Annotated in this window: 19 protein-coding genes; 11 read left to right on the top strand and 8 right to left on the bottom strand. The window is 47.4% G+C overall.

The features are described 5' to 3' along the window. Window positions 1–20 precede the first annotated feature (20 nt). Genes ACEW9O_RS28235 through ACEW9O_RS28250 form a run of 4 tightly spaced genes read left to right on the top strand, consistent with a single transcriptional unit; the run spans window position 21 to window position 6,761 of the window. The gene (locus tag ACEW9O_RS28235; protein WP_373553586.1) at window positions 21–3,053 is read left to right on the top strand and encodes a caspase family protein; all 3,033 of its coding nucleotides are present in this window, start codon (window positions 21–23) and stop codon (window positions 3,051–3,053) included. 1 nt (window position 3,054) lies between these two features. Next, a complete protein-coding gene (locus ACEW9O_RS28240; protein WP_373553587.1) occupies window positions 3,055–4,020 on the top strand; it encodes a PorP/SprF family type IX secretion system membrane protein in 966 nt (321 codons plus the stop codon). 12 nt (window positions 4,021–4,032) lie between these two features. After that, the gene (locus ACEW9O_RS28245; RefSeq protein WP_373553588.1) at window positions 4,033–5,685 is read left to right on the top strand and encodes an ABC transporter transmembrane domain-containing protein; all 1,653 of its coding nucleotides are present in this window, start codon (window positions 4,033–4,035) and stop codon (window positions 5,683–5,685) included. A 26-nt stretch (window positions 5,686–5,711) separates the two neighbouring features. Further along, window positions 5,712–6,761, top strand: a complete 1,050-nt coding sequence (locus ACEW9O_RS28250) for a hypothetical protein (RefSeq protein WP_373553589.1) — start codon at window positions 5,712–5,714, stop codon at window positions 6,759–6,761. 481 nt (window positions 6,762–7,242) lie between these two features. On the opposite strand, the gene ACEW9O_RS28255 is transcribed toward ACEW9O_RS28250, so the two are convergent. Both ACEW9O_RS28255 and ACEW9O_RS28260 read right to left on the bottom strand, forming a co-directional pair. After that, window positions 7,243–8,163, bottom strand: coding sequence for a hypothetical protein (locus tag ACEW9O_RS28255; RefSeq protein WP_373553590.1), 921 nt, complete (start codon window positions 8,161–8,163; stop codon window positions 7,243–7,245). Beyond that, a complete protein-coding gene (locus tag ACEW9O_RS28260; protein ID WP_373553591.1) occupies window positions 8,160–8,627 on the bottom strand; it encodes a hypothetical protein in 468 nt (155 codons plus the stop codon). The genes ACEW9O_RS28255 and ACEW9O_RS28260 overlap by 4 nt, the downstream gene beginning before the upstream one ends. A gap of 296 nt (window positions 8,628–8,923) precedes the next feature. On the opposite strand from ACEW9O_RS28260, the gene ACEW9O_RS28265 reads away from it, so the two are divergent. Beyond that, entirely contained in the window at window positions 8,924–9,289 is a 366-nt protein-coding gene (locus ACEW9O_RS28265) for a VOC family protein (protein WP_373553592.1), read from the top strand. Here the strand turns inward: ACEW9O_RS28265 and ACEW9O_RS28270 are convergent. The 5 genes from ACEW9O_RS28270 to ACEW9O_RS28290 form a co-directional block, all read right to left on the bottom strand. Beyond that, on the bottom strand, window positions 9,283–9,753 hold the full coding sequence (locus ACEW9O_RS28270; protein ID WP_373553593.1) for a Uma2 family endonuclease: 471 nt from the start codon (window positions 9,751–9,753) through the stop codon (window positions 9,283–9,285). The genes ACEW9O_RS28265 and ACEW9O_RS28270 overlap by 7 nt on opposite strands. Before the next feature lie 84 nt (window positions 9,754–9,837). Further along, a complete protein-coding gene (locus ACEW9O_RS28275) occupies window positions 9,838–11,202 on the bottom strand; it encodes a peptidylprolyl isomerase (RefSeq protein WP_373553594.1) in 1,365 nt (454 codons plus the stop codon). 2 nt (window positions 11,203–11,204) lie between these two features. Continuing rightward, window positions 11,205–12,059, bottom strand: coding sequence for a hypothetical protein (locus tag ACEW9O_RS28280; protein WP_373553595.1), 855 nt, complete (start codon window positions 12,057–12,059; stop codon window positions 11,205–11,207). Window positions 12,060–12,153: 94 nt separating this feature from the next. Then, entirely contained in the window at window positions 12,154–14,124 is a 1,971-nt protein-coding gene (locus ACEW9O_RS28285) for a peptidylprolyl isomerase (protein WP_373553596.1), read from the bottom strand. Window positions 14,125–14,281: 157 nt separating this feature from the next. Next, the gene (locus ACEW9O_RS28290; RefSeq protein ID WP_373553597.1) at window positions 14,282–16,738 is read right to left on the bottom strand and encodes a bifunctional UDP-N-acetylmuramoyl-tripeptide:D-alanyl-D-alanine ligase/alanine racemase; all 2,457 of its coding nucleotides are present in this window, start codon (window positions 16,736–16,738) and stop codon (window positions 14,282–14,284) included. A 173-nt stretch (window positions 16,739–16,911) separates the two neighbouring features. On the opposite strand from ACEW9O_RS28290, the gene ACEW9O_RS28295 reads away from it, so the two are divergent. Beyond that, window positions 16,912–17,583 (top strand): CoA pyrophosphatase, encoded by a 672-nt coding sequence (locus tag ACEW9O_RS28295; RefSeq protein WP_373553598.1) that lies wholly within the window; start codon window positions 16,912–16,914, stop codon window positions 17,581–17,583. Here the strand turns inward: ACEW9O_RS28295 and ACEW9O_RS28300 are convergent. Further along, window positions 17,534–18,775 carry an ABC transporter permease gene (locus tag ACEW9O_RS28300; RefSeq protein ID WP_373553599.1) on the bottom strand — a complete coding sequence of 414 codons (1,242 nt, stop codon included), beginning with the start codon at window positions 18,773–18,775 and terminating at the stop codon, window positions 17,534–17,536. The genes ACEW9O_RS28295 and ACEW9O_RS28300 overlap by 50 nt on opposite strands. 193 nt (window positions 18,776–18,968) lie before the next feature. On the opposite strand from ACEW9O_RS28300, the gene rfbA reads away from it, so the two are divergent. The 5 genes from rfbA to ACEW9O_RS28325 all read left to right on the top strand — a co-directional run bounded on the left by rfbA (window position 18,969) and on the right by ACEW9O_RS28325 (window position 24,496). Beyond that, window positions 18,969–19,835 (top strand): glucose-1-phosphate thymidylyltransferase RfbA, encoded by an 867-nt coding sequence (rfbA, locus tag ACEW9O_RS28305; protein WP_373553600.1) that lies wholly within the window; start codon window positions 18,969–18,971, stop codon window positions 19,833–19,835. Between the two features lie 141 nt (window positions 19,836–19,976). Continuing rightward, entirely contained in the window at window positions 19,977–20,876 is a 900-nt protein-coding gene (locus ACEW9O_RS28310; protein ID WP_373553601.1) for a hypothetical protein, read from the top strand. A gap of 78 nt (window positions 20,877–20,954) precedes the next feature. Further along, window positions 20,955–21,233 (top strand): hypothetical protein, encoded by a 279-nt coding sequence (locus ACEW9O_RS28315; RefSeq protein WP_373553602.1) that lies wholly within the window; start codon window positions 20,955–20,957, stop codon window positions 21,231–21,233. Window positions 21,234–21,239: 6 nt separating this feature from the next. Continuing rightward, window positions 21,240–23,279 (top strand): hypothetical protein, encoded by a 2,040-nt coding sequence (locus tag ACEW9O_RS28320; RefSeq protein ID WP_373553603.1) that lies wholly within the window; start codon window positions 21,240–21,242, stop codon window positions 23,277–23,279. Window positions 23,280–23,401: 122 nt separating this feature from the next. Beyond that, window positions 23,402–24,496 (top strand): dipeptidase, encoded by a 1,095-nt coding sequence (locus ACEW9O_RS28325; protein WP_373553604.1) that lies wholly within the window; start codon window positions 23,402–23,404, stop codon window positions 24,494–24,496. Window positions 24,497–24,551: the final 55 nt, after the last annotated feature.

Consider the following 24,551-nt stretch of genomic DNA (forward strand, 5'->3'; position numbering starts at 1 on the left):
ATAAAGTAAACCGATTCACCGTGAAACCTTTTTCCTATTCCATCGCCCTGTTTTTATACTTGTTTCTCCCCCTCACTTTGCCAGCTCAGCAATTGGAGGATGAACCCATCATTGAACACCTTTACGGGCGTTCTGGACAGGACCGCCTGGTTTCTATGGTCGAAAACTGGGAAGGAACCATTGCCGCAGTTGGGCAAACAAATCAGAGCAACGGTGCCGCGAAGGGCAGCAACATCTACCTTCTATTGTTGGATGAAAAGCTGAAACGAACCACCGAGGTTTACATTGGCCGCAACGGGGACGATGCCGCCCACCGCATCCGCCAGGATTTGGATGGCCGTTACCTTATCGTAGGGCATTCCGAAACCCCGGCAGACCGACAAAGGGACAAGTATTTTGGAAAAAAAGACGGCTGGTTATTGGTGCTGAATGAAAGCGGGCAGACCGAAACAGAACTGATTTTAGGCAGCAAAGAAAATGATGTGTTCATTGAGGTTTTGCTCTTGCCAAATGGCGACAAAATAATAGTCGGCAATTCCGGGGAGCAAGCCTGGGTGTTGCGCATCAACGCCCAACTGAAGGTCTTGTGGCAAAAAAAGGTACAGTACCACGGCTTGCCTACCCAGGCTCTAGGTGCTACCTTGGGTGGAGCGGAACAAGTTTTTATTTCTGGCTACGCCGAAGAAGAATCCAGCCGCAAAATGTGGCTGGCTGCTTTTGATGCCAAAGGAACTCAATCCTGGGGTAAAATTTTTCCCGCCGCCGAAGCTACCGAGGGCGCCAACATCATTCGCATCGATGAAAAATCCTTGGCAGTCACCGGATATGTAAACACCCCGGATCACCGGGAGGAAGGATTCTTTTGCCGCATCGACCTCAATGGCAATGTACAAGCTTACAAAACCATAGGCGGGCGGGAGGACGACCGTTTGAGCAACCTTTGTTTGTTGTACAATGGTGAAATCGCGCTGATTGGCCACAGCCGGTCCTTCGCACGGGGCAGCCGTCGCCCCACCGTGTGGGCAGTCCGGGTCGATCAGGATGGTTTTTTGCAGGAAGAAGCTTATTATGGGAGCAAACTGTCCGACGAGGGCTGCGCCATTCTGCAACGGGGTGATGGTAGTCTGGTTGCACTAGGCGCTTCCAATCAACAGATTCTAAAGGGGGCTCAGGGCTGGGTGGCCCAGATCGGCGAAAAGCTCGATTTAAAGCCCAACGCGGTTTCCTGGAATTACAAAGCAGGTCAATTGTATTACCCCAACGGCCAATACCTGAGCCCCAATGAACGCTCTTTTTTGGCCGTCCACATCGATGCGCCACCGGGCAAGGGTTTGACCCATTTGCGGGCAAAACTCAGTTATGTCCAAAACGATTCAACCGTCACCCGAACCATCAAGTTGCCTTCCTTGGCACCCGGACAAAACGAAGACCTGCACATACCACTTGCACTGGCCATCTCCAGCGACCTTCAGGGTGAAATCCCCCTGGAGGTACAGTTGTTTCAGGGCAAACAGAAAATGGGCAGTTCCACCCGAATTCCCCTGCGGCTGGGGCGCTTGAGCAAACCTCAATTGGAACTCAGCGCAAATACCTTCCCCACGCAGGTAGAACGAGGAACTTTGCTACGGAATTCCTTCACCCTGCGCAACAAAGGGCAAGGTACCGCTCGTGCCGTAAGCCTGGAGCTACACGGATCCAAAGGTTTACAAATCCCCAAAGCGATCAGCATCGGGGACTTGGCACCCGGCGAATACCGCACCTACGAATTGCCTTTTGGAGTGCCCGCCAATTTTGCGGAAGACAGCGTCTGGATTCGGGGTCGGGTCGCGGACTTGATGCTTGAACATACCCAGGTGGTGGATTGGCATTTGCCCCTCGCCGCTGCATCTGCCAATCCACCTGCCAAGGAGAGTTTGCAAAAAGACTACCTGACCGCCGTGTGGCTGCACCCCAATCCCGATCACTTTGAAGGGCGGGGAATTGTTTGGGGAGAAAATGAAATCTATGTGCAAGTCAAAGCCGTATCCAATAAAACCCTGGACAAACCCAATTTTTGCCTCGAAATCAATGGCAAGCCCTGCGTTTCGGGGACAAAAATGGACGAAGTAAGCATCAAAGGCACAGCATACAGCCGAACCTATACGCAGCGGGTGAAACTGACTGAAGGTACCACGACCATCCGCAGCAAAGTGCAAAACGAGGCGGGCAAAATGGAAACCGAACCCATTCAAATCATCTATTCACCGAGCAAGCCCAATTTGCATTTGGTCTCGATTGGGGTACCTGCGGTTGATTTGAAGTATACTCACCGCGACGCCCGCGATTTTGCGCGGGTCATGCTGCAATCCAATGGCCAACTGAACCAGCAGTTTCAAAGTGTTTTTGTCGACACCTTGATTCAGGAAAAAACCACCGCTAAAACCGAAATCCTCAAAACCCTGCGGCGGCTGCAATACCGTTTTGCCGACCGCCAAATTGGACCGCAAGACCTGATTTTGGTCTTCATTTCTTCCCACGGCATCAACACACCCCAAGGGGTATTTCACATTGCGGCCAGCGATTACGATGGTCCATTTTTGCAGGAGACCAGCCTGGACTTTGAAAAGGAAATCATCAATTACCTGGCCAGCATCAGTTGCCGGAAATTGTTCCTGATCGATGCTTGTCACAGTGGGGCGGGGAGTGAGGAATATGCTAGCTCTCAGTTGAGTGGGGAGCGGATGAACCAACTGACAGGTGGGCAAAAAGGATTGAGTTTGATGATGTCCTGCCGGGCCAACGAGTACAGTTACGAAGATGACCAATGGCAAAATGGGGCATTTACGCAGGCCATGTTGCACACCATTGAACAGTTTACCCGCCGGGTGCCCGGCATTGACTTGAATCAGGATGGGGCGCTCGATATCAAGGAGTTGTATACCCATTTGGAAAAAGAGGTCCCCAAACTGGTGCAAAACAAACGCCCCAAACCCCAAACCAGCCAGCAACCCCTCCTGGTCAGCGACCCGCTCAGTTCGCCGGTTGTATTGTTTCAATTGCCCAAAAACAAATAACATGTTGCGCATAACCCTTAGTTTTGTTTGCTGTCTCTGGTTTTCGATGTCGCTCTATGCGCAACAATTGCCCTATTTTACCCAATTTCGGCAGCACCAACCGCTGTTGAATCCTGCTTCGATCAACAGTGATTTTTTCCTCTACGAATACAATGTATCGCTGGCGACCAGCTACCGCATGCAATGGATCAGCCACCCTGAGACGCCCCGTACCTTGCAGGCTACGGGGGAGTTCATCAGCGATTTTGGAGGGGCTTTTGAGTTGGTCACCGGGCTTTCAGTCTTGCAAGACCGTACTGGGCCATTTGGCTCAAGTGGGGTACAGGGGCGCATCGGCAGCATTTTCACCAACGATCCTTACTTCGGTGGGCTTTCGGTAGGGTTGAGTATCGGCATGGTCAATCACCGGGTCAGTTCCAACCGGATTACCTGGAAAGACCTGGGTGATCCTCTTGCGCCCGACATCGATTTTTCGGTAAATCAGCCCGAAGTTGGTCTGGGGGTATTTTATTACCGCCGCATGGAAGGTGCCCTGGATGGCGATAACATTTACCTGGGGCTGTCAGCACCGCAGTTGTTGCACGGCAATTCTCTGGTACCCGTTGGTGAAGATTTCATCCCCTTGCGGAGGGTCGCGCACTATTACGCTACGGCGGGCTGGTATCATTTTTTCAATCAGGAAGCTTTTTTAGAAACCTCCATGTGGGCCAAATACACCCCGGGAGCGCCTTTCAATCTGGACATTTACGGCCGTTTCCAGCCGGCTCGCCCGGTGTGGTTTGGGGCAGGGTTTGGCATCAATGGCCTGGCGCACCTGGAGGCGGGTTTCAATGTACCAGGCCTCTTGTTTGAAGATGCTAGCCTCAAGATTGGCTATGGTTTTGACTACAATATTTCCGCCTTTGACCTGCCGCTCGGGGCTTCGCATGAGTTGCATTTGACCATTCTATTTGATACTTACCGCTAAAAATACCCTTTGATGCAAAATTCAGGCTTGTTGCGCCAATTTTTGGATACCCAACGACGTGCATTTAGACTGGTCTTGGGTTTGGAGTTGCTGGGCAGCATCCTTACGCTTTTGTTGCCCTTGCTGGTCGCCCAGGCCTTTGCTGAGGTGTTCGAATTTCAATCAATGCGGGGGCGTTTGTTGCAAAAGATGGGCCTGAACTTTCAGCCTAATTTTTTACTACTCTTGGGCCTAGCCATTCTGGCTAAACTGGGTTTTGACTATTACCGACGCTACATCAAGGGCTTGTTCATGGAACGTTTTTTGACCTGGCTGCGCCAAAAATTATTCACGCAGCACCTGCGCATGCAAGTTCAGGAATACGAAAAAACGGGCACCAGCAAGTACCTCATGCGCTTCAGTGGCGATTTGGGCAGTGCGCAGCAGCTGTTGAACAAAGGGATTTTTCAATTTTTTGCCGACGCCAGTTTGTTGACTTTGGGTGCCTTGTTGTTGCTCTGGCTCAATGTACAGTTGGGTGGATTGATTCTGGGTTTGAGCTTGCTGGCAGGCTGGGCGGTGATGGGTTTTAATCGGCGCATCGAGCGGCTGGAAGAACAACGGCGCGACCGCAAGTCCGGCTTACTTAGTTTTGTCAACCAACGATTGTCCAACATCCTGAGCATTAAAGCCCTCAACCGAGAGACGCCCGAGCAACAACTGTTTGCCAAACGTACCCAAAAAATCCAGGCACTCGGGGATCAATACCAACAACAAGTCGCATTGCTGAACGCCTTGATTCCTTTTTTCATTTATTTGTTATTGCTGCTGGTACTGTGCACTGCGTATGTTTGGAAAAAACAAGGCGTGATTTTTCCCCAGGATGCTCTTTTTGCTTTGATTCTGGTCTTGTTGACCTGGAAACCGGTGCTGAATCGAGTGATGCAAATTGGAGTGGTGTGGAAAAAAGGTGGGATTTCCTTGCGGAAAATTGATCAATTGCTCGCCAAACCACTGGAGCCGGCAGGGGCCGATCGGGAGCAGGATTGGAAGGCTGCCCGTGTGCAGGTCGATTTGCCGAAAACACCCACGCATCCAGCGCTTCAGTTTCAGCTGCAAAAGGGGACACAGTTGCACCTGGAGTTAAACGAGAGTGTACAATCAACTTTGATCAAATACCTGGCTGCCCTGGAGTCGCCGCCGGAAGAATCGATACAGCTAGATGAGGTAGCAAGTGAAACCTTATCACCCAAAAGTATCCGCCGACAATTCACCTTTGTGTCGCCACTTTTCCCATTGTACGGCAAAAACGTCCTAGAGGCGATCGCTTATAGCCGTAAACACCAGGCCAGAGCCGCTACAATGCTGGCAGAATGGCAAGTACTTTTTCCAGAATTGAGAACCATCCACGCGGAGACTCCCGTAACCGAGCGCACGCTATTGACCTCGGCTCAGGTACAACTGTTACAATGGTTGCGGGCTTTTTTGACCAATAAACCTTTTTGGATTTTGCAGGACGCATTTCGTGGGTTGTCAACCACAACTTGCCAGCAATTACAGGCATTGTTGGCACAAAAAAAGAGCAAAACGGGGGTTTTATTCCTAGCCAACCAGCAGCAATTTGAGCGAAATTTTAAAAAAATAGACACGCCCTTGGTAACATTCTCCTCCAGCACCGATATGTAGTCGAATAACATCAAAAACGACTACACATGAAAACCAAAATCAAAAAAGCCCAGATTTGTGCTGCTATCGAATCCTTTGAAGTCAATGTAGAACTAACCAACAGTTACACGCCTAAGATGGGTGATGTAGGGATATTCAGGGTCGTTATGGCCAATTCTGCGACCTTGATGGATGGCAATGGCGTAGCTCGGAACCTGTTTGACGAAGACATCATCATGGCCGCTTTCGGCAACCGCTATGCTACCAGCCAGATTGAAGGATATGTACCCGAACAACCAACGATCAATTGTCAATTGTTGGGTCGTGGCGGCGTAGTGGGAAGTATGAAGACCTTGAACGCCACCGTACGCAATCAACCCGCTGAGCTGGAACTGCTTGGTTACGCGGTTGGTGCCAACGGAGCAGTGCTCAACACCATTCAAGCCGACCAGTTGACCCACTTCAATCCTCGGAAAATTAAAACCAAGGTGATTTTGTCGATCGGAACGTCGATGGACAGCGGTAAAACCACCACTGCGGCGTACTTGTGTGCCGGACTGAAAAAAAATGGCCATAGCGCTGCCTACATCAAACTTACCGGTACCGCTTTCCCCAAAGATGCACGTTTTTGTGTGGACCGTGGGGCGGATTTGGGCATCGATTTTGCTCAATATGGCTTCCCATCTACCTTCATGTGTTCAGAGCAAACGCTGCTGGATTTGTACCAATCATTGGTTGATCTGGCGGTTACAGAAGCCAATCCCGATTACATCGTGATGGAAATAGCCGATGGCATCCTGCAACGCGAAACGGCGCTCTTGCTCAACAATTCACGCTTTATGGATACGGTACATCAGGTTATTTTTTCTTGCGGAGACAGTATGGGTGTACGAGCTGGCCTTGATGTACTGCTGCAAATGGGCATTCGTCCCTTTGCTATTTCGGGCTTATTCACCTCTAGCGAGTTGTTGATTCAGGAGGTAGAGCGGGTGTGCAGTACTCCAATCCTACGCCTGTCGGATTTGTTGGAGGGTACTGAATTGATCTACTTGCTGGAGGAAAAGCCTATGCCAGTTGCGCTGCGGGCGGTGGCCTGAATCAATCATTATGTATTGGATTGGGTGTAAAAAAAGGGCATTCCGAAGTTGATCTTCGGGAGGCCCTTTTGATACTCAATCCAATACAGTCGAATTCCCTTAGAATCACGGAGTGATTCAATCTTGAATAGCCGCAGTCGTCCGCGGTAAAATGGCCAGCGGAATGTATCACAACCGCGGGAGCGGTTGAACAAATCAGGCGAAATTCAACCGCTCCCGCGGTTACAAAACCTCAAAAAATGCCTAAATCCGCGGACGACTGCGGCTATTCAAGATTCAACCGCTCCCGCGGTTGGGATTCAAAAGATAGATGATTAACTTCAAAATAGCTTCGGTAGCTTTATTTCAAAACCATTCCTAAGTAGTGGGGCAAAAACAAGTGATCATTTTTTCTGAGCCAGAGGATTAGATAAGACCCTTAAAATGAAACATTTACTCATCTAATCCTCTAGCAAAATGATCACTTATTTTTTTATCGCCCCTAAGCAAAAACCGATTTGACAGACAAAGACCTTTGTATAAAAGCCCAAGCTTTTTCCAATTCAAAGAAGGACAAAAAGATCAAACCAGTAGTGTGATACGGAAAATCGATGCCCATGATCAGGTAAATACCCCAATGCATCGAAAGCGTAAGTGCCGCCCAAACCCAGGCCAAACGTTTGTTCAACAACACCAATGGTGCACCTAATTCGAGGATTAAAGCCCCAAAACCCATCAAAAAAAACAGCCAAGTGTGCGGATACAGCCATTCAAACAGGGGCGTTGCGCTGCTCCCAAGCATTTCCTTGCGCAGGGCATCTACGGCAATTTGTGAACGCATGGCGCTACCGTCGATCCAAGCCCAGGCCAAATCGCCCATCACTTTGGCTAAACCAGATAAAAAATAAGCAGCAACCGTAGCTGCGCAAATCAGTTTCACGGGCCAGCCATAACGCCAATTCGCTATGGGTACAGCCTGAGCGCGACGATTTAGCCGATCCAGCGAAAGGGCATCGGCTGCTGCGGCCCAACCGATGACAAAAACTGTGAGCACGAGGGAATTGTAATTGTGGTAAATCATCGACCAGGAGTTACGGTAACACATAAAAAAGAGTAGTGTCAGGGCAAAACCAGGGCCAGTCCAGCGGTATTGCCAGCCCAGAATGTAGGCAAGGTTCAGGGCAATGCAAGCGAGAAGCAAGTACTGGAATGTTTCGGGAGACAAGGGGCCGGATAATACATTGGCTAAGCCAACGGGCTCGAACAAAGAAGCGTCCGACCTGGAAAGCCGTTGCAACATGGCGTAGCGATCCAATAGATACCATAAGGAAAAACAACCCGTTGCGATTCTCAAAATGGCCAAACGCAGCGGGGAGATGGCCGCAAACCAATATTGTTGGATGTGGAAGAAGAGTTTTTTCATAGCTTGACGATTTTTTGGGTGTACAGTACCTTTTCCTTTAGGGGAGTTTTGTCCCCTATTTCAAAATAGATTTCAAAGTTGTAAGTACCCTTTACCACCTCAATTCGTTCGAGGTCTTGGTACAGTGGGTCCTTACTTTTGGCCAGGCGACGAGCCACTTTTTTAGCCAGCTTTTTAGCCTTTCCATTTTTACATTGTTTGATGATTTGGCGGCGCACCTGATTGAAGCCTCCGTTGCCGATGTAATGGTAGGGGATGTGGTAGCGCCGTTGTTGTTCATCGTAACCGACTACATAACGCAGGGTGTAAGTGGCCTCCCGTTTTTTGGAAAACATGGGATAATACGAGAGTGGGAAGTTATCCGCTGGTGTTTTGCTCCAGTTCTCCACAACTGGAGACAACACCAACAACAGCACAACAATGCTGAAAATCGCCGCGATGGCCTTGGGTTGATTGATTTCCATGATAGAATGGTTTTTGATCCATATCTATATGGGTTGGAGGGGAAAATGTTACCGAGCGGTTGTTTACATTTGTGCTTACACTCACACTACAATACATTTTGCTCGGAGGACATCAATTGCCACGTGCTTTAGCGCGTGGATCGAGATTGCCGACCTAGATCGGGCTTTAGCCCAAGCCATGATTATAAAGCCAGGTCTAAAGCCCAAATTAGAGGGTTTTTCAACCCCCAGGCTAAAGCCAGGGGCAATTGATGTCCTCCGAGCAAAGTGTCCAGTAGTGTGGAATACCTTAAAAGATGCAACTCAAACTCCTGGTCATCCGCAGCGCCAATCCTGCCCAACTGGCTCAATTCTACACCCAATTGGGCTGTACCTTTGAGCAACATCGGCACGGTAAAGGCCCACTACATTATTCTTGCACCCTTGCACAAGCAGTAATGGAAATTTATCCTTTGGCCAAAGGGCAAGTAGCTGCTGATCCAAACTTACGCTTGGGTTTTGAGATTGAGCATTTTGAAGAGGTATTGGAAAAATTGATTGAGCAAGGAGCTAAGCTCATTCAGGCTCCATATGAGAGTGAATATGGCTGGATGGCGGTAGTGGAGGATCCCGAAGGGCGAAAATTAGAGTTGTACCGAGCTGCGTCTCCTGCAAACTATTGAAAAATTTCCCCTATCTCCAATTCAATCTGGCAAGCAGGATCATAAAACCTCCCCTCAATGAACGTAGCGACGGGTTGATCAGGCAAAAATAAGTGAACAGCTTTAATGGATGGCACTACAATCCAAGCTGAACGGACTCCGCCAGGAAAATATACTTTGCGAATTTTGGAAGTTAATTCATCAAAAGCCTGGGTAGGTGAAAGGACTTCAATTGCCGTGATGGGAGGTTTGGGATACCGGATTACGTCCTCTTCCCAATTAAAAACCAGATTTTCAAAAACGGATACATCCGGTTTCGCCCTTCCTGTATTTAATTCTAATTCTAATTTTGGGAGAACATCATAACGATGCTCATATTTGGACAAAAGAATGCACAACCTATAAGTCAGTCTGGAATGGTTGAGCGACATCGCTTTTTCTAAAATAGTCTCCGTTTCAATAATTTCTACAGTCTTGATTTCCATACATCAGAACTTTTTTTCAAAAAAAAGAAACTTCCCAAGACCTGCCAGGAAGTTTCTTTTTTTCGTTTCCGTTCCTGAGCTATATTACGGCTTAATCGCCGCCATATTCTCTTTCATCCAGGGCTCCAAATTTGGACAGCCTTGATACGTCCGATCGATCAGGATAAAGGTTTTCCGAATCCTTTCATCCACCCATTTGTTCACAATTTCATTGCGTTTGGATTCGATGGCGGCCTTTTGGATTTTGGCATAATCTTGAGCCAGGTTGGCTTTGTGTGGCGTGGTGCGCGACATCAATTTCACCAAACGGAAGAAATAATCCCCCGCATCGTCACGAAATTCGATGGGTTTGGATACCGAGTTGACTTTCATGGTATCAATCGCGAAGTAGATATCAGGATCGAGGTCACCCACTTCAAAGAAGGTATTGCCCGAGGTGGCATTCACCATCCGGCCATCGTTGTTGAAACTTTGTACATTTTTGTCCGAAAACTTCTTCACGGCGCGGGAAAAAGAGAGCGAGTCTTTCAGCAGCATGGTTCTTACCGTATCCATGTGGAGTTTGCCCAGCGAAACATCGTCATCGGTGATTTCTGGACGAATCAGGATGTGGCGCACGTGGATAGAGTTTCCCCGCCGGCCCAACATCTGAATGATGTGGAAGCCGAATTGGGTTTCAATCACTGGAGACACCTCCATTTCTTCCAACTTATAAGCCGCCGCTTCAAATTCGGTAACGTACTTACCCCGTTTGGCGAAGCCCAGATCGCCACCACCACGGGCAGAACCATCATCGGAGAATTTTTTGGCCAGCTCTGCAAAATCCTCTTTGCCGTCGACAATCCGCTTGCGGATGTCGTCCAGTTTGGCCATGGTTACGCGTTTTTGCTCAGCGTTGACGGGCACCTTGTGTACAATTTCACCCACTTCTACTTCGGAGCTGAAGTAGGGCAAACTGTCCTTGGGAATCCGCCGGAAAAAGTCCTTCACTTCTGAAGGCGTAACCGTTACATCGGTCATGATTTTATTGCGCATCCGTTCGATGAGCAGGTTGTTGCGCAAGTCCTCGCGGAATTGCTCGCGTACCTCATTCACGGTTTGGCCATAATATTCTTCAAACTGTTTGAGGTCGTCGTTCATGTAGCTGAGAATGCGCTCGATCCGGGCATTCAACTGGCTTTCCACCTCTTCGTCTTTTACCTCGATACTGTCCAGTTTGGCCTGATTGAGCAGCAGTTTGTTCACCAGTACTTGCTCGACCAGCATACAACGTGCATCGGGTGGCACTGTACCATTGCGTTGGGCTTTGGTATAGGCGTACTGCTCCTCTACTTCGGACAATAGGGTGATTTCCCCACCAACGGTGGCGACCATTTTGTCCAAAATTTGCTTCTGCGCGGTTGCTGCCATTGACAAAGTCAACAAGACAGTAAAAATTAGATATCTCATGTTTAGAATATTTCAATATTGCCTTTTTTTAAGGCAATTTCGTACAAATCTTCCCGTTTGCGCTGCAACAAATCCAATTTGCGCTTGTGCAGCACGAAGGTACGCGCTTGTTGTTGAATGTACCCTAAAGGGGCAATTTCTTTCCGATTTTTTAACTCCAGCAAGCGGAAGTAATACACAAACTCGCCATCACTTTGGCGGAATTCCCGCTTGGAGGCGATATTGTCAGCAGTGATGGTGCCTTTGGGCATCACCGAACCAATCACATCTACCTTGTGCCAAATGCTGTCAACGAGGGTATGCGCAGTGGCATATTTTTGGCAGTAAGCCTCCAATTTGGAGAGATTGCTGCCCCTTGGTTTGGTCCAAAAATTCACTAAACTATCCGTTTTGGGAACCGGAGCGGCTATTTTGATGAAGTAACAGCGAATGATGGGCGTTTCCAACTCGTACTGCTCCTTATTTTGTTCATAAAAACCCTGCAACTCGGTTTTGGTTACGGTAGAGTCCAGGAGTTGTTCCACCAAAACCTGCTCGTAGTTGTTGCGGATCAACGAACGCCGGTAGTCCCTTACCAACTGGTCAATATTCAGATCAGGTGGCAGGTTCTTTTCAGCTTCGTGCATCAACAATTCCTCGCGCACCCAGCGGCTCACAAAAGCTTGAATGATCAAAAAACTGTCGGCACGGGAGGCTTCTTCGGGGAACATGTTTTCCAGGTCCGAAAGGTGCAACTCCCGGTTAAAAACACGTGCCAGCAAACGATCTGCGCCCTGGTCTGATTTCCAGTCACAGGCGACCAAGGTCGCTGCCAGTGCAAAAAACACCAGAAGGTTCAAGCTCCACTTACCAAACATAGCTGTTGTTGGGGAAGTTGAAATGATGAGCAACTGGCACTTCGACGCTTCGGCTTCGCTCAGCGACCGAAGTGCCAGTTGCTCAACATTTCAACTACTTTTTAATTAAACTTTCAAATACCGCTTTTTCAGTCTTCACCGGATATTGCTTTTTCAGTTCATTGACCCATTGTATTTCCAGGTAGTCCTGATAATCGGCAATGATGTAGCCCCGGGCTTCATTGAGCATCTTGTCTTGTGCAGGGATGATTTTTTCAACCTTGCGGAAAGAATACTCATTGTTTTGTCGGTCAAATTTGGCAATGGTCACTTCTCCCGTTTTCCATTCTTTCAAGTCAGTAGCTTCGGGAGTCTTACTTTTTTCCAAAATTTGTTCCTCTACCCGAATGCCAATGGTATCTGATTTGTTGTATTTGGCCAAGACCTCCTCCGTAGAATGTTTGAGGGCATAGTCACGCATGGGCTCCAAAACCGATTTGGAAATACCATCTACAAAAAATACCGTAGTCATGGCCCGATCTTCCCAGCGGTACTTGCCTTTCAGGGTTTTGAAATAATTTTTCAACCCCACGGTATCCTGTGAAGCCTTGTCCCATACGTTGATGCGGGTCGCTTCAAACAAGAGAATACCTTCTTCGTACTCGCGCAACAAGGCTTTGAACTCCGGGTATTTTTGATCCAGGCGTTGCTCCTCAAAGCGCAGGCAAGATTCATTGACGTATTCCTCGTACAGGTTTTGTACTGCTGCATCAACACTGGTCTCCCCCGACATCCGCATGCGCTGACGGGTAGCATTTTCAGCAAATTGAGCAAAGTCACCCATGGTGTGAGCCTTTTTCGCCATCGTAAACAGCACCTTGGTACTAGGTGGTTGAGGTGCATGCCACTGGAAAGTGAAAAAGGTATCGTTCAAGGTCGCGGCAAACTCGGTCAGCAGATTGGGATAATCCTTAAAGCCGGTTTCGCGTTTGATGTCCTCCACCATGGCCTTACGTGCCATTTCAAAGCGGGCATCTCGTTTGATGCGTGCTTCTAATTGACCACGCATTTGGTCATAAGGTTGTATCTCCTTTTTGCTGATGCGCTTAATGATGTGCCAACCCACGCTCGTTTGAAAAGGTTTGGAGTAGTCGCCATCTTTGGCTACGCTGTAAGCAGCATCTTCAAAGGCTTGTTCAAAGCGGTTGATGGTCACAAAACCCACATAGCCACCTTTATCTGCGGTTCTGGAATCGTTGGAATTTTTAGCAGCCAATTCTTCAAAATTAGTACCGCGCTTCAGTGAAGCATAAATGGTGTCAATCTGAGATTTGGCAATAATTGCATCATTGCCTTCCGTACGCAGCAAAATGTGGGCTACTTCCACTTCTCCACGAGCTGGGCGCTTACTGTGCACTTTGAGCAAATGGTAGCCTGCGCTAGTGCGGATGGGCATCGAGACTTGCTCAAAAGGCAGGCGATAAGCCGCACTTTCCAGCGCGTAAAACCCGTTGGGGAACATAGCGGTGACGTAGCCAATGTGGCCACCGTTGGTAGCTGCAGATTTATCCGCCGAAACCTGTTGGGCTACGGTCGCAAATTTCTCTCCCTTGAGCAAACGGGCACGAGCCTCCATAGCCATGCGATGGGCTTCGAGGGTATCGGTGCCTTTGGCCTCGGCGGGCAGCGCAAAAAGGATGTGGCTGATGTCGAGATCGAATTGAGAGCGCTCAAACAGCTCTTTGGTCAATTTTTCGGTCACCTGCTTGTTCAACAGGTACGAGTCGGCCAATTGACGGCGGTAACCAGCCAGTTCTTCCTGGAGCGCCTGAACGGTGTCCAGTTTCATGTCTTTGGCCTTCTTTACCTTGAGTTTGAATTTGGTGTACAAATCCAAATACTCTTGGAGGGTGGCGCGGGAAAAGTCCGCATTTTTTCCATTGGTTTTGGAATAGATGTACTTGAATTCAGATACATGCACCGGGGTGCCATCAACCGTAAACAACACCGGGTCTTTATCCTGTGCCTGGGTGAAAACGATCAGGCTGAAAAAGCAGCCCAAAAGCAGCAAAAGGTTCTTTGCCATATCAAGTTTTATTTTATTAGTGGGGGCAAAAATAAGCGTTCATTTTTTCTGAGCCAAAGGATTAGATAAGGCACTTAAAATGAATCGTTTTCTTATCTAATCCTTTGGCAAAATGAACACTTATTTTTTTTCGCCCCAAAGCGTCGCAAAAATATACTTATTCCTGTAAATAGACACGTTTAACTCGGGGTGAAATTCCGGTAAATACCTCATAAGGAATGGTTCCGAGTATTTGTGCCAGTTCATTTACAGAAGGATCCAATCCAAAAATCTCCACGGTATCCCCCGTTTGAGCCTCGGGAATATGGCTGAGGTCGATCATCGACATGTCCATACACACGCTGCCCAAAATTGGGGCTTTTTTCCCGCGTACCTGCACTTGAAAAGCACCATTGCCTGCCCCGCGACGTAAACCGTCGGCATATCCAACCGAAATTGTTCCAGTTCGCATGAGAGAATGGGCCTGGGCGCGGCGACCGTAACCAATGGTTTCGCCAGCGGCAACCTCCTTGATTTGTGAAATAGTAGCCTTAAAACTCAAAACTACCTGTAGTGGCTCGGGTAAGGTATTGCTTACATCGATGCCGTACAGGCCAATTCCCAAACGCACCATATCCTGCTGGTATTGTGGAAAACGGGTAATGCCATTGGAGTTGAGCGCATGTTGCAGGGGGCGATAGCCTAAAGTAGTCGAAATTTGTTCAAAAGCAACCTGAAAACGGCGCGCTTGCTCGTGGGTAAAGGCATCGTGTTGGGGGTCTTCACTGGCGGCGAGGTGGGTATAGATGGACTTGACCTGCAGGGCAGGATGTTGCCGCAGGTAACCCAACAAATCCGGGAGTTCATGGCTGTCAAAGCCCAGGCGGTGCATGCCACTGTCGATGCTGAGGTGGATGCCGTAGGGAAGGGCCTCATGGCGCAAGTTGCGGAGTTGTTCCAGACTGTACACGACTGGTTCCAAACGGTGTTGGCGCATTTGTTCAAAAGCCCCCGCTTCAGGATTCAGCACCATGATCGGGGCGCTGATGCCCGCCTGCCGCAGTTCGATACCTTCATCGGCATAGGCCACACAGCAGTAGTCTACCCGCAGGTGTTCGAGCAAACGAGCTACTTCCTTACTGCCTGCACCATAAGCGGTGGCTTTGACCATCACCATCGTTCTGACTCCAGGACGCAAACAACGCTGATAGGCGCGCAGATTATGAGCCAGGGCACTCAGATTAACCTCCAAACGCGCTTGATGTACCTGTCGAGCCAGAGCTTGAGCTATTTTTTCGAGGTGGTATTGCCGGGCACCTTTGAGTAGAATGATTTCGGATTGAAAGTCGAGTTGTAGCAGGGCATCGAGTAGGTGTTCGGTGTTTTCAAAATAGTTTTGCTCAAATCCCTCTGGCAAAAAGTCTTGCAACTGCATCGTAGCTGCCCCAACCCCGATTACCCGCTCAACCTGATATCCTTCAATCAGCCGACTAATTTTTTGATATAGTTGTTTTTGAGTGCTACCACTTTGTAGAATTTCGGACAAGATTAAGCTGCGTTTGCGCCCATGTTCATGCTGGCGCATCCACTGCAAACCTAGCCGTAGCGAACTGAGGTCGGCATTGTAGGTATCGTTGATGATGAGGCAATCGTTTTGCCCGTCCAACAATTCCATGCGCATGGCTACGGGCTCCAACTGCGCCATTCGTTCGGCAATTTGTTCAGCTTTGATGCCCAGGTGCAACAAAAGCACCCAACAATGAATGGCATTTTCAATAGCAGCCTGATCGGTAAAAGGAAGGGTAATCCGGTGGCTTTGCCCCTGGAAATTGCCTTCCAAATGGGTATGGCTCAGGAATATTTCGGGGTTTTGCACAAAAAAATCGGCATTGGGATTTTGTTCCAATGACCAACTTAGCTTTTTACAGGGAAGAGCTTGAATTTCTGCCTGAATTGCTGGATCATCAGCGCAATAAATCAGAAGTTCGACGGCTGTAAAAAGTTGTAATTTTTCCCGTAATTTGGCTTGTTTGGAAGCAAATCCTTCGTTGTGGGCCTCCCCTAACATCGTGAAAATTCCGATCTGGGGCTGGACGATTTTTGCTAAATTTGCCATCTCGCCTGGGCGAGAGATGCCTGCTTCAAAAATGCCCAATTCGTGTTGGGTCTGGATGTTCCATACTGAGAGTGGCACCCCAATTTGGGAGTTAAAACTGCGGGGACTGCGGATGATCGCGTAATTGGCATACAACAACTGAAAAAGCCATTCTTTAACGGTGGTTTTGCCATTGCTGCCCGTGATGCCAATGACCCTGAGGGAAAACTGCTGGCGGTGATGAGTGGCTATTTGTTGTAGTGCGGCGATGGCATTGGGCACTACCAGGAAGTTCGCATCGGGGAATGCGTGGGGCTCCGGCAATTCGGTCAACACAAAATTGCGCACCCCTGCCTGGTATACCGCCGAGATGAACTGATGCCCGTCATGTTGGGTGCCTTTGATGGCAAAAAAGAGGCTGCGCTCGGCAAAAATGATTTGGCGGCTATCCAGCAACAAATGCTCAATTTGGGCCTCATGCAGCGGCCTATCCGCGGTTTTGGCTTGTAAAATGTGTTGAATAGCCTCGATGGAATACATGGCAATCATATTTTTGCAAGCAGTAAAGGAACGGAAAAAAGTTGAGGAGTTGAGGCTACCGCAGCGATCCGGTCACTGAGCGTAGTCGATGTGCATGGATCGTTGCGGTAGCCTCAACTGTCTCAACCTTCTCAACTCCTCAACCATTCAACTTGTAACCCTGTTTACCAAACATGGACTTGACATTTATACAAAGACTAGAAAAAAACCTACAACATCCCTTACCAGGGGAAATGGCTCAAATCAAAATGGCCCATCCTGCTCGTTATCAAGGGCGGAACATCCCCCCTACGGCCATATTAGCCGGGGTGCTGGCACTGTTTTTTCCCAAAAATGGACAATGGAATTTGGTGTTCATTGAGCGGGTTTCGCACAATCTCCGGGATGTACACAAAGGGCAGATCAGCTTCCCTGGTGGCCGCTTTGATGATGGTGATGGGCACTCTGCGCAAACGGCCTTGCGCGAAGCGAATGAGGAAGTGGGGGTGAATCCAGCCCACATCACCTTGCTGGGGGCATTGACCGAGTTGTATATCCCTGTTAGCAACTTCCAGGTGCATCCCCACGTGGGCTTTATGGAGTATGCTCCCCAATGGCAGCCCCAAGTAACGGAGGTGGCCGATATATTGGAAGTGCCTTTTGAGTACTTTCAAAATCCAGCCCATCAAAAGATGAAGGATCTGGTGATCAATCCCAATTTTACCTTGACGGATGTACCTTATTTTGACCTGGGAGGGAGAATATTATGGGGTGCTACGGCGATGATTGTGAGTGAGTTGATGGAGGTGGTCGATTTTACTCATACCGCAAAGACTCAATCGGATCCAACCTTGCAGCCTTCATAGCCGGATACAAACCCGACGCCAGCCCCACCACCGTACAAGTCAATACCGCCATGGTGATCCACATCCAAGGGAACAAGAAAGCGCCGCCCATGAAGTAAGTCACGGTATTGCCAATCAATACGCCCAGGATGATGCCCAAAAAGCCACCCATCAGGGAAATAACTACGGCTTCGGTGAGGAATTGGATCAGGATATGTCGTCGGGTTGCGCCCAGGGCTTTGCTGATGCCTACTTCTCGGGTTCGTTCGGTCACCGATACCAGCATGATGTTCATCAAACCAATGGCGGCACCCAATAGTGTGATCAGCCCAATACCTGCCGCCGCCGCCCGGAAATAAACCGTGTTTTCTTTGATGATGCCAATCAAATTATCACTTTTGGTGATTTCAAAATCGTTGTCTTGGGAAGCCCGTAGCTTGCGGATGTTGCGCAAGAGGCCGGTGGCAATCGCAATCGCGTTGTCAATTTGGGTAGGGTCAGTCACCGCTACCATGATGCGGTAATTGGTATTTTGAGTGGCGTAAGACATTTTACCATTGTACAATGGAATGATGATGCGGCGATCCTCATCCTGATTCATGCTGGAGCCTTTGGATTTGAGGACCCCAATGATCGTGAGTTTCATACTCCCCGTAGAAATGGTTTGTCCAATGGCCTTATCCGCTTTGCCTTTGAACAACAACTTCACAACCTCGGCACCAATGATGGTGACATATCCGCCACTATTCACTTCTCTAGCTGTAAATCCACGACCTATTTCCAGGTCAAAGCCTTTAGCTTCCAAATAGTTCTCATCTGCTGCGAAAACCAGCATGACCGGGTTGGTCTTTTCCTTGCCTGAACGCAAGGCAGCATTGTTGGTACAACGGAATGAAATGGCCGTCCGGGCATTGAACCTGAAGCGCTCTTTAAAAGCCGCTGATTGTTGGAAGGTGAATACTTCGCCACGTTTGGCGACGCGGCCACCCCGGTTGCCCCGCACCCCTTCATCAAACTTGGGATCCACATCAAAAGCGTTGGCACCCAAATAAGATAAATTGCTGCTCAGCGAATAGATGGCACTGTCAATGGCCGTCAAAATACCCACCAGGGCCATGATGCCCAGGGCAATGATCAGCAGGGTAAGCACTGCTCTTAAGGAATTCGCTCGGATAGAGCGGAAGGCCAAATTGATATTTTCTGTAAAATTCATAGCAAAACCATTTCATCAAGGAACGCTGGTAAAACGACTCATTATTTTTTACTCGTTCCTAGGTACGAAAGATAAGGTCTTATCGTTAGGGCTTGTGCATTGTTCGATAAAAGGCAGCTCTTTTTAGACGGGAGAGCCTTTGTCTTCCTTATCTTTGCCTTTGTTTTTCTCAAACCAATAAAATTAAACTACAATGAAGGGAATCATCCTGGCTGGTGGCCTCGGTACCCGCTTGTATCCACTCACCCTTGCGGTGAGCAAACAGTTGATGCCAGTGTACGATAAACCCATGATTTATTACCCTTTGTCTACGCTGATGTCAGCGGGCATTCGGGATATTCTGATCATATCTACACCATATGATTTGCCCAATTTTGCCAAATTGCTAGGGGATGGCTCGGAGATCGGTTGTAACTTTTCTTACGTCGCTCAACATGACCCCAATGGGCTGGCGCAAGCCTTTGTATTGGGAGAGGAATTTATTGGAGGCGACAGCGCAGCCCTGATTTTAGGCGACAATATTTTTTATGGCAACGGTTTAAAAGAGTTGTTGCAAGAATCGGTAGACCCTCAAGGGGGAGTGGTTTTTGCCTATCAAGTAGCCGATCCGGAGCGCTATGGGGTAGTTGAGTTCGACAAAAAATTCAAGGCCTTGTCCATCGAAGAAAAACCAACTCTACCCAAATCCAATTACGCTGTACCCGGTTTGTATTTTTACAACAACAGCGTTGTGGAGGTTGCCAAAAACCTGAAACCCAGCACAAGAGGGGAATACGAAATCACCGACGTCAACAAATACTACCTTGAGGAAGGAAAGCTAAAAGTTGGCGTTTTGGGTCGGGGCATCGCCTGGTTGGATACTGGCACCCACCAATCTTTGATGCAAGCGGGCCAATTCATCCAGGTGATTGAAGAACGGCAGGGGCTCAAAATTGGCTGCATCGAAGAAACAGCTTTTGAGATGGGTTTCATCGATGCAACACAAATGGAAGTCCTGGCTCATCGCTATATGAAGAGTGGGTATGGGGAGTATTTGATGAATGTGTTAAAAATGAGTTGATTAATCTATTGATGAGTTGATTTATTAATGTACTAATGCCAATTTCTCCAAATGTGGCAAACAACTTTTTTGTACGTATAAAAGTCATTTTCAGCAAAACTAACGATGAAAAGATTTTTATGCTTGCTAATCTTCATACCAATGCTCAGTACGGCTCAGGTAAACAACTACCTGTCCTATCACCGTGAAATTGTTCGAGCAGAAGAACATCTAGCCAATCAACAATTTAAAGAAAGCCTGACCATTTACCGTAGCCTATCTGATCGGTACGAGCATGTCTTTCGTAGAGATTTTAAGGTGGCGGCTCAACTATCAGCCCAGATCAATGACACCGACCATTTGTTCTACTTCCTGGAACAAGGCATGAAAAAGGGTTGGACTTTAAAAGAGATCAAGAAAAACAAAATACTCAAGGCGTATAAAAACCATAGTTTTTGGCAAAAATTAAAGAACAATCAACTGGAATACGAAAAGGAGTTCCATAAAAACCTCAATGAGCCCCTCCGAATAGAAATGAAAGAAATGTTGGCTCAGGATCAAAAACGAGCACTTAGGGTTGCACTGACCCCTGTGAGGGCCTGGAGAGAACGGTATACAAATCGCAAGTTTGTACCCAACAATAGAGCCCAGGTCAGGCGAATCAATCAAATCATTGACGAGTTCGGTTACCCTGGTGAAAAAATCATTGGCGATAAATCTTGGGCTACGGTGATCATCAGCCACAATGAGCACGATACCATTTATAAGGAGTTAAGACCCAAATTGTACAAAGCTTTTGAAAAAGGTGAATTATCTGCCATTGAACTGGCAATGATTGAAACCTGGAGAGTTGTAGTGGATACTGAGCGCAAAGACCAGGGATTCGCAATCTGGGAGCAAACCATCAATGCCCAAGAGGCCAGTCACGCGGATTCCTTAAGGCAAAACATCGGTCTGAGAAGTATTGCCCTGAACAACAAACTCATTTTGCTCGAAAAAGAATTGGGCATGAATTTTTTCCTTTCGCCATTTCATGGTGGAATAATCACCGTTAAAGAATGAGGATAGCACTGAATTCTTCACGGCACAGAACCAAAATGAACTACCCCTTGTTTAAGTGTAGAATAAAATAAGAACGAAATGCTTGAATTTTGTCATAGAAAAACATATCTTCGTTTTGTAGAGCTTGCATCATCTACGCTGCAAGCAAAAGATATTGTACTGTTATTAACAAATAGTAAATTTATGAACGAAGCGGATGGCAAAATATCTCCTTGGGAAGGAGCCAAGATCAAAAAAATTGATCCAACTTCAAAAGAGTTATGGCATAGAAACAAACAGGTGAGAGATAAAGTGGAGAAAGTAAAGAAGTATAAAAAAGTCAACCCTTCTAGTTTAAATCAACAATTTGAAGTATGATTTTAGATGGATAATAAAATATCAGGGACTTTGTTTGAAATTCTTGAATTCAACAAAGAGAATCTGGCATTGGCTCTTTCTAATGAATGGAGTTCTCCGGAATGGATTATTAGAGAAAAATTCCATTACATTTTTTTATACGAGCATCTGTCCAAAGGAAAAGACAGTCCAAGAGCGCGTACTATTTTGATTGAAAATCAACATATAAGTCATTCCTATCAAAGTGATTATGTCTCGTTCTACGCTTTAGGGTTTCAAGAATATTCAAGATTTTGCAAGCGTATACATTTCTTCTCGTCCAGATTTTCAGACCTCAGTGAATTGTCAATCAGTACAGGCAATCAGTCAAAAATATGGAAATCTTACCTGGGGTTTGTTACGATAAAACCAATCCCTAGAGCAAAATTGGGAACAGTATTACTTAAACCGTATCCATACTCTGAAAAAAACCCCAGGCATTTCTGCGCAATCCGAGATTATGAAATTTCAGTCCTTAATCAAAAAATTACCATTCGGTCTTTACCTTTTCAAGAACAGGATTCGATGGTGAGTGCCTGTGCCACGACTGCTTTATGGTCTGCTATTCATATGTTGCATCGGCTTTTCCAGGTATCTCTTTTAACGCCCAGTGAAATCAACTCGATTGCCAAATTCAATCAATTCAATTTCAATGGCTCGCTTCCTGGTTTAGGTCTCGACCTAGCCCAGATTTGCTCAGTGATTGCACATCTTGGGTTGGCCCCGGAGTTGCGCACCTTTGAGAGTCGTGGACAGGAAGGTGTAACCAATAGTTTTATTCGAAATTATATCTACGCCCATCTAAAACTAGGTGTACCCGTTTTGATGGGTTTAAAGTTAGAGAATTTAGGACAGCATCTGGTTACCATCGTTGGCTTCAAAGAGACGCTTGCCACTGAGTGGCCAATTCAGTCAGATTTAATCATTTATGCACAAGACATTTGCGAATTCTACGCCCACGATGATCAAGTAGGTCCCTTCTCAAGGGTTTATTTTTTACAAGATGAAAAAAATATTGAAACATCACGCTGGAAAAAAAATGGCAAGCAGCAAGACAAGCACAAGGGATTTGTAACGAGTATTATAGTACCTATCCCTAAAGAAATTAGGATCAACTATGAAGATATTTATGAACAAATAGAATTCTTTGAGCATGTTTTTTATGAACTTATTGAACACGACCAGAGATTTGTTTGGGATATTTATTTAACGAAGACCTCTGAGTACAAACAAAACGTGAGTATTAATCGCCCTTATACTCAAGCGCAACAGTCCCAAATCTATAATACTTTTTTACCTACCTATATCTGGGTGGTTCGAGGAACTGCTGCAGATTTTCCCGCACTGGAATTTATTTTTGACGCCAGCGCCATCAAAACAGCCAGCAACTACTGCCTAAAAGTGATATTTTTTGATGCTTTTTTAGAACAATTGCTTTTCGATATCCTGACACCTATGAAAGACAGTCGGGATAGTATACTTGACGCTGCACTACGAAATCTGTATTTAGAAGATCTGCGCGAAACGGCAAATACTTGGCATGCTATTCAACAGCTCCATAAAATTATCCGAGCAGAACAGGAAAAGGCCATCATAGAAGAGGCAGAATCTATTGCTGAGGAAATTAATTCGATAATGATTTTGGAGTCTACTCAGGCTAGTACGAGTGATCCAAATGCTGAGTATGGGAAAAAATTTGAGCATGAATTTGAGACGAACAGATTAAACCAGGATCTTGATCCACAATTGGATGAAGATTTAGGGACTCGGCTAGCCAATGATCAACTAAAAAAAACATGGCGGATGTTGATTGCAGCGGATAAAGCCAAAGAATTAATAGTCGAATTGATTGATTATTACTGCAATGGAAAGTTTGATGGTAGTGAGCAATGTGAGGCAATACAATTGTTGTCCGCGCGGTATCAACGGGTGCAAAAAAACAATATTGAGGGTGTACTTTCCAAAGATGAATTCTATCAGGAGTTAAACAAAATAAACAAAGCTTTGTGGGATTTTATAGGAGATTGAGATAAGTAATAAACAAAAGAGCATTTTCAAAATAAAAAAGAGCACTTTAATTCCTTTTAATTTACAGCGCATTATTTTTGGGGACAATAGGCAAGCTTTGCCGCAACTCTATTTTTATCAAAATGAAATACACCTCTACTCAGCCACTTTTCACCATCGACGCCCACCTCGACCTCAGCATGAATGCCATGGAATGGAATCGGGACCTGCGGCGCCCCCTCAATGAAATCAATGCCCGCGAGCAAGGCTTGCACGACAAACCCGACCGCAGCCAGGGCACCGTCAGCCTGCCCGAACTCCGCAAAGGCAACGTGGGCCTGGTGGTGGCTACCCAAATTGCCCGCTTTGTGGCACGTGACAATCCCCTACCAGGCTGGCACTCTCCCGAACAAGCCTGGGCGCATACCCAGGCGCAATTGGCCTGGTACCAGGCAATGGTAGCGGCTGGTGAAATGGTGCAAATCTGTGATTTGGCGGGGCTGGAGCAACATTTGAGTTTTTGGAACGATGGGCAAAATACGACACAGAAACCTGTGGGCTTCATCCTGAGCCTGGAAGGTGCCGACTCAATCGTCAGCCTGGAACACCTCGAAATCGCCCACGCCTATGGTCTGCGCGCCATTGGCCCTGCGCATTACGGGCCAGGGCGTTATGCCAATGGCACCGACGCAACGGGTAAAATGGGGCAAATGGGCATCGATTTATTGAAAAAAATTGAGTCGCTCAACATCATCCTGGATGCCACCCACCTGTGTGACGATGCTTTTTGGCAAGCCATGGATCATTTTTCCGGGGCAGTGTGGGCCAGCCACAACAACTGCCGGGCGCTGGTAGACCACAACCGCCAGTTTTCCGACGAACAGCTCAAGGTCTTGATCGAACGCGACGCCATCATCGGGGCAGCTTTTGATTCCTGGATGATTGTGCCCAATTGGGTGCGGGGAAAATCCACCCCCATGGGTATGGATTCTAACCTGGACAAGGTGGTGCGCCACATCGACCACATTTGTCAATTGGCTGGGAATGCCCGGCATGTGGGTATAGGCTCAGACCTGGACGGTGCCTTTGGCAGAGAACAATGCCCGTATGACGTTGAAACCATTGCGGATTTGCAAAAGTTGATTCCCGTTTTGCAGAGCCATGGGTACAGTGATGCGGATATTGAAGGGGTGATGCATGGGAATTGGTTGCGGTTTTTGCGGCGGGTGTGGGGGTAGGGACATATGTCCGATTCTAGGCCCAATTGCTCGTTATTGAACAGTCGCAGCGGAA

Origin of the sequence: Haliscomenobacter sp., from assembly GCF_041740695.1 — a bacterium.
Classification (GTDB): domain Bacteria; phylum Bacteroidota; class Bacteroidia; order Chitinophagales; family Saprospiraceae; genus Haliscomenobacter.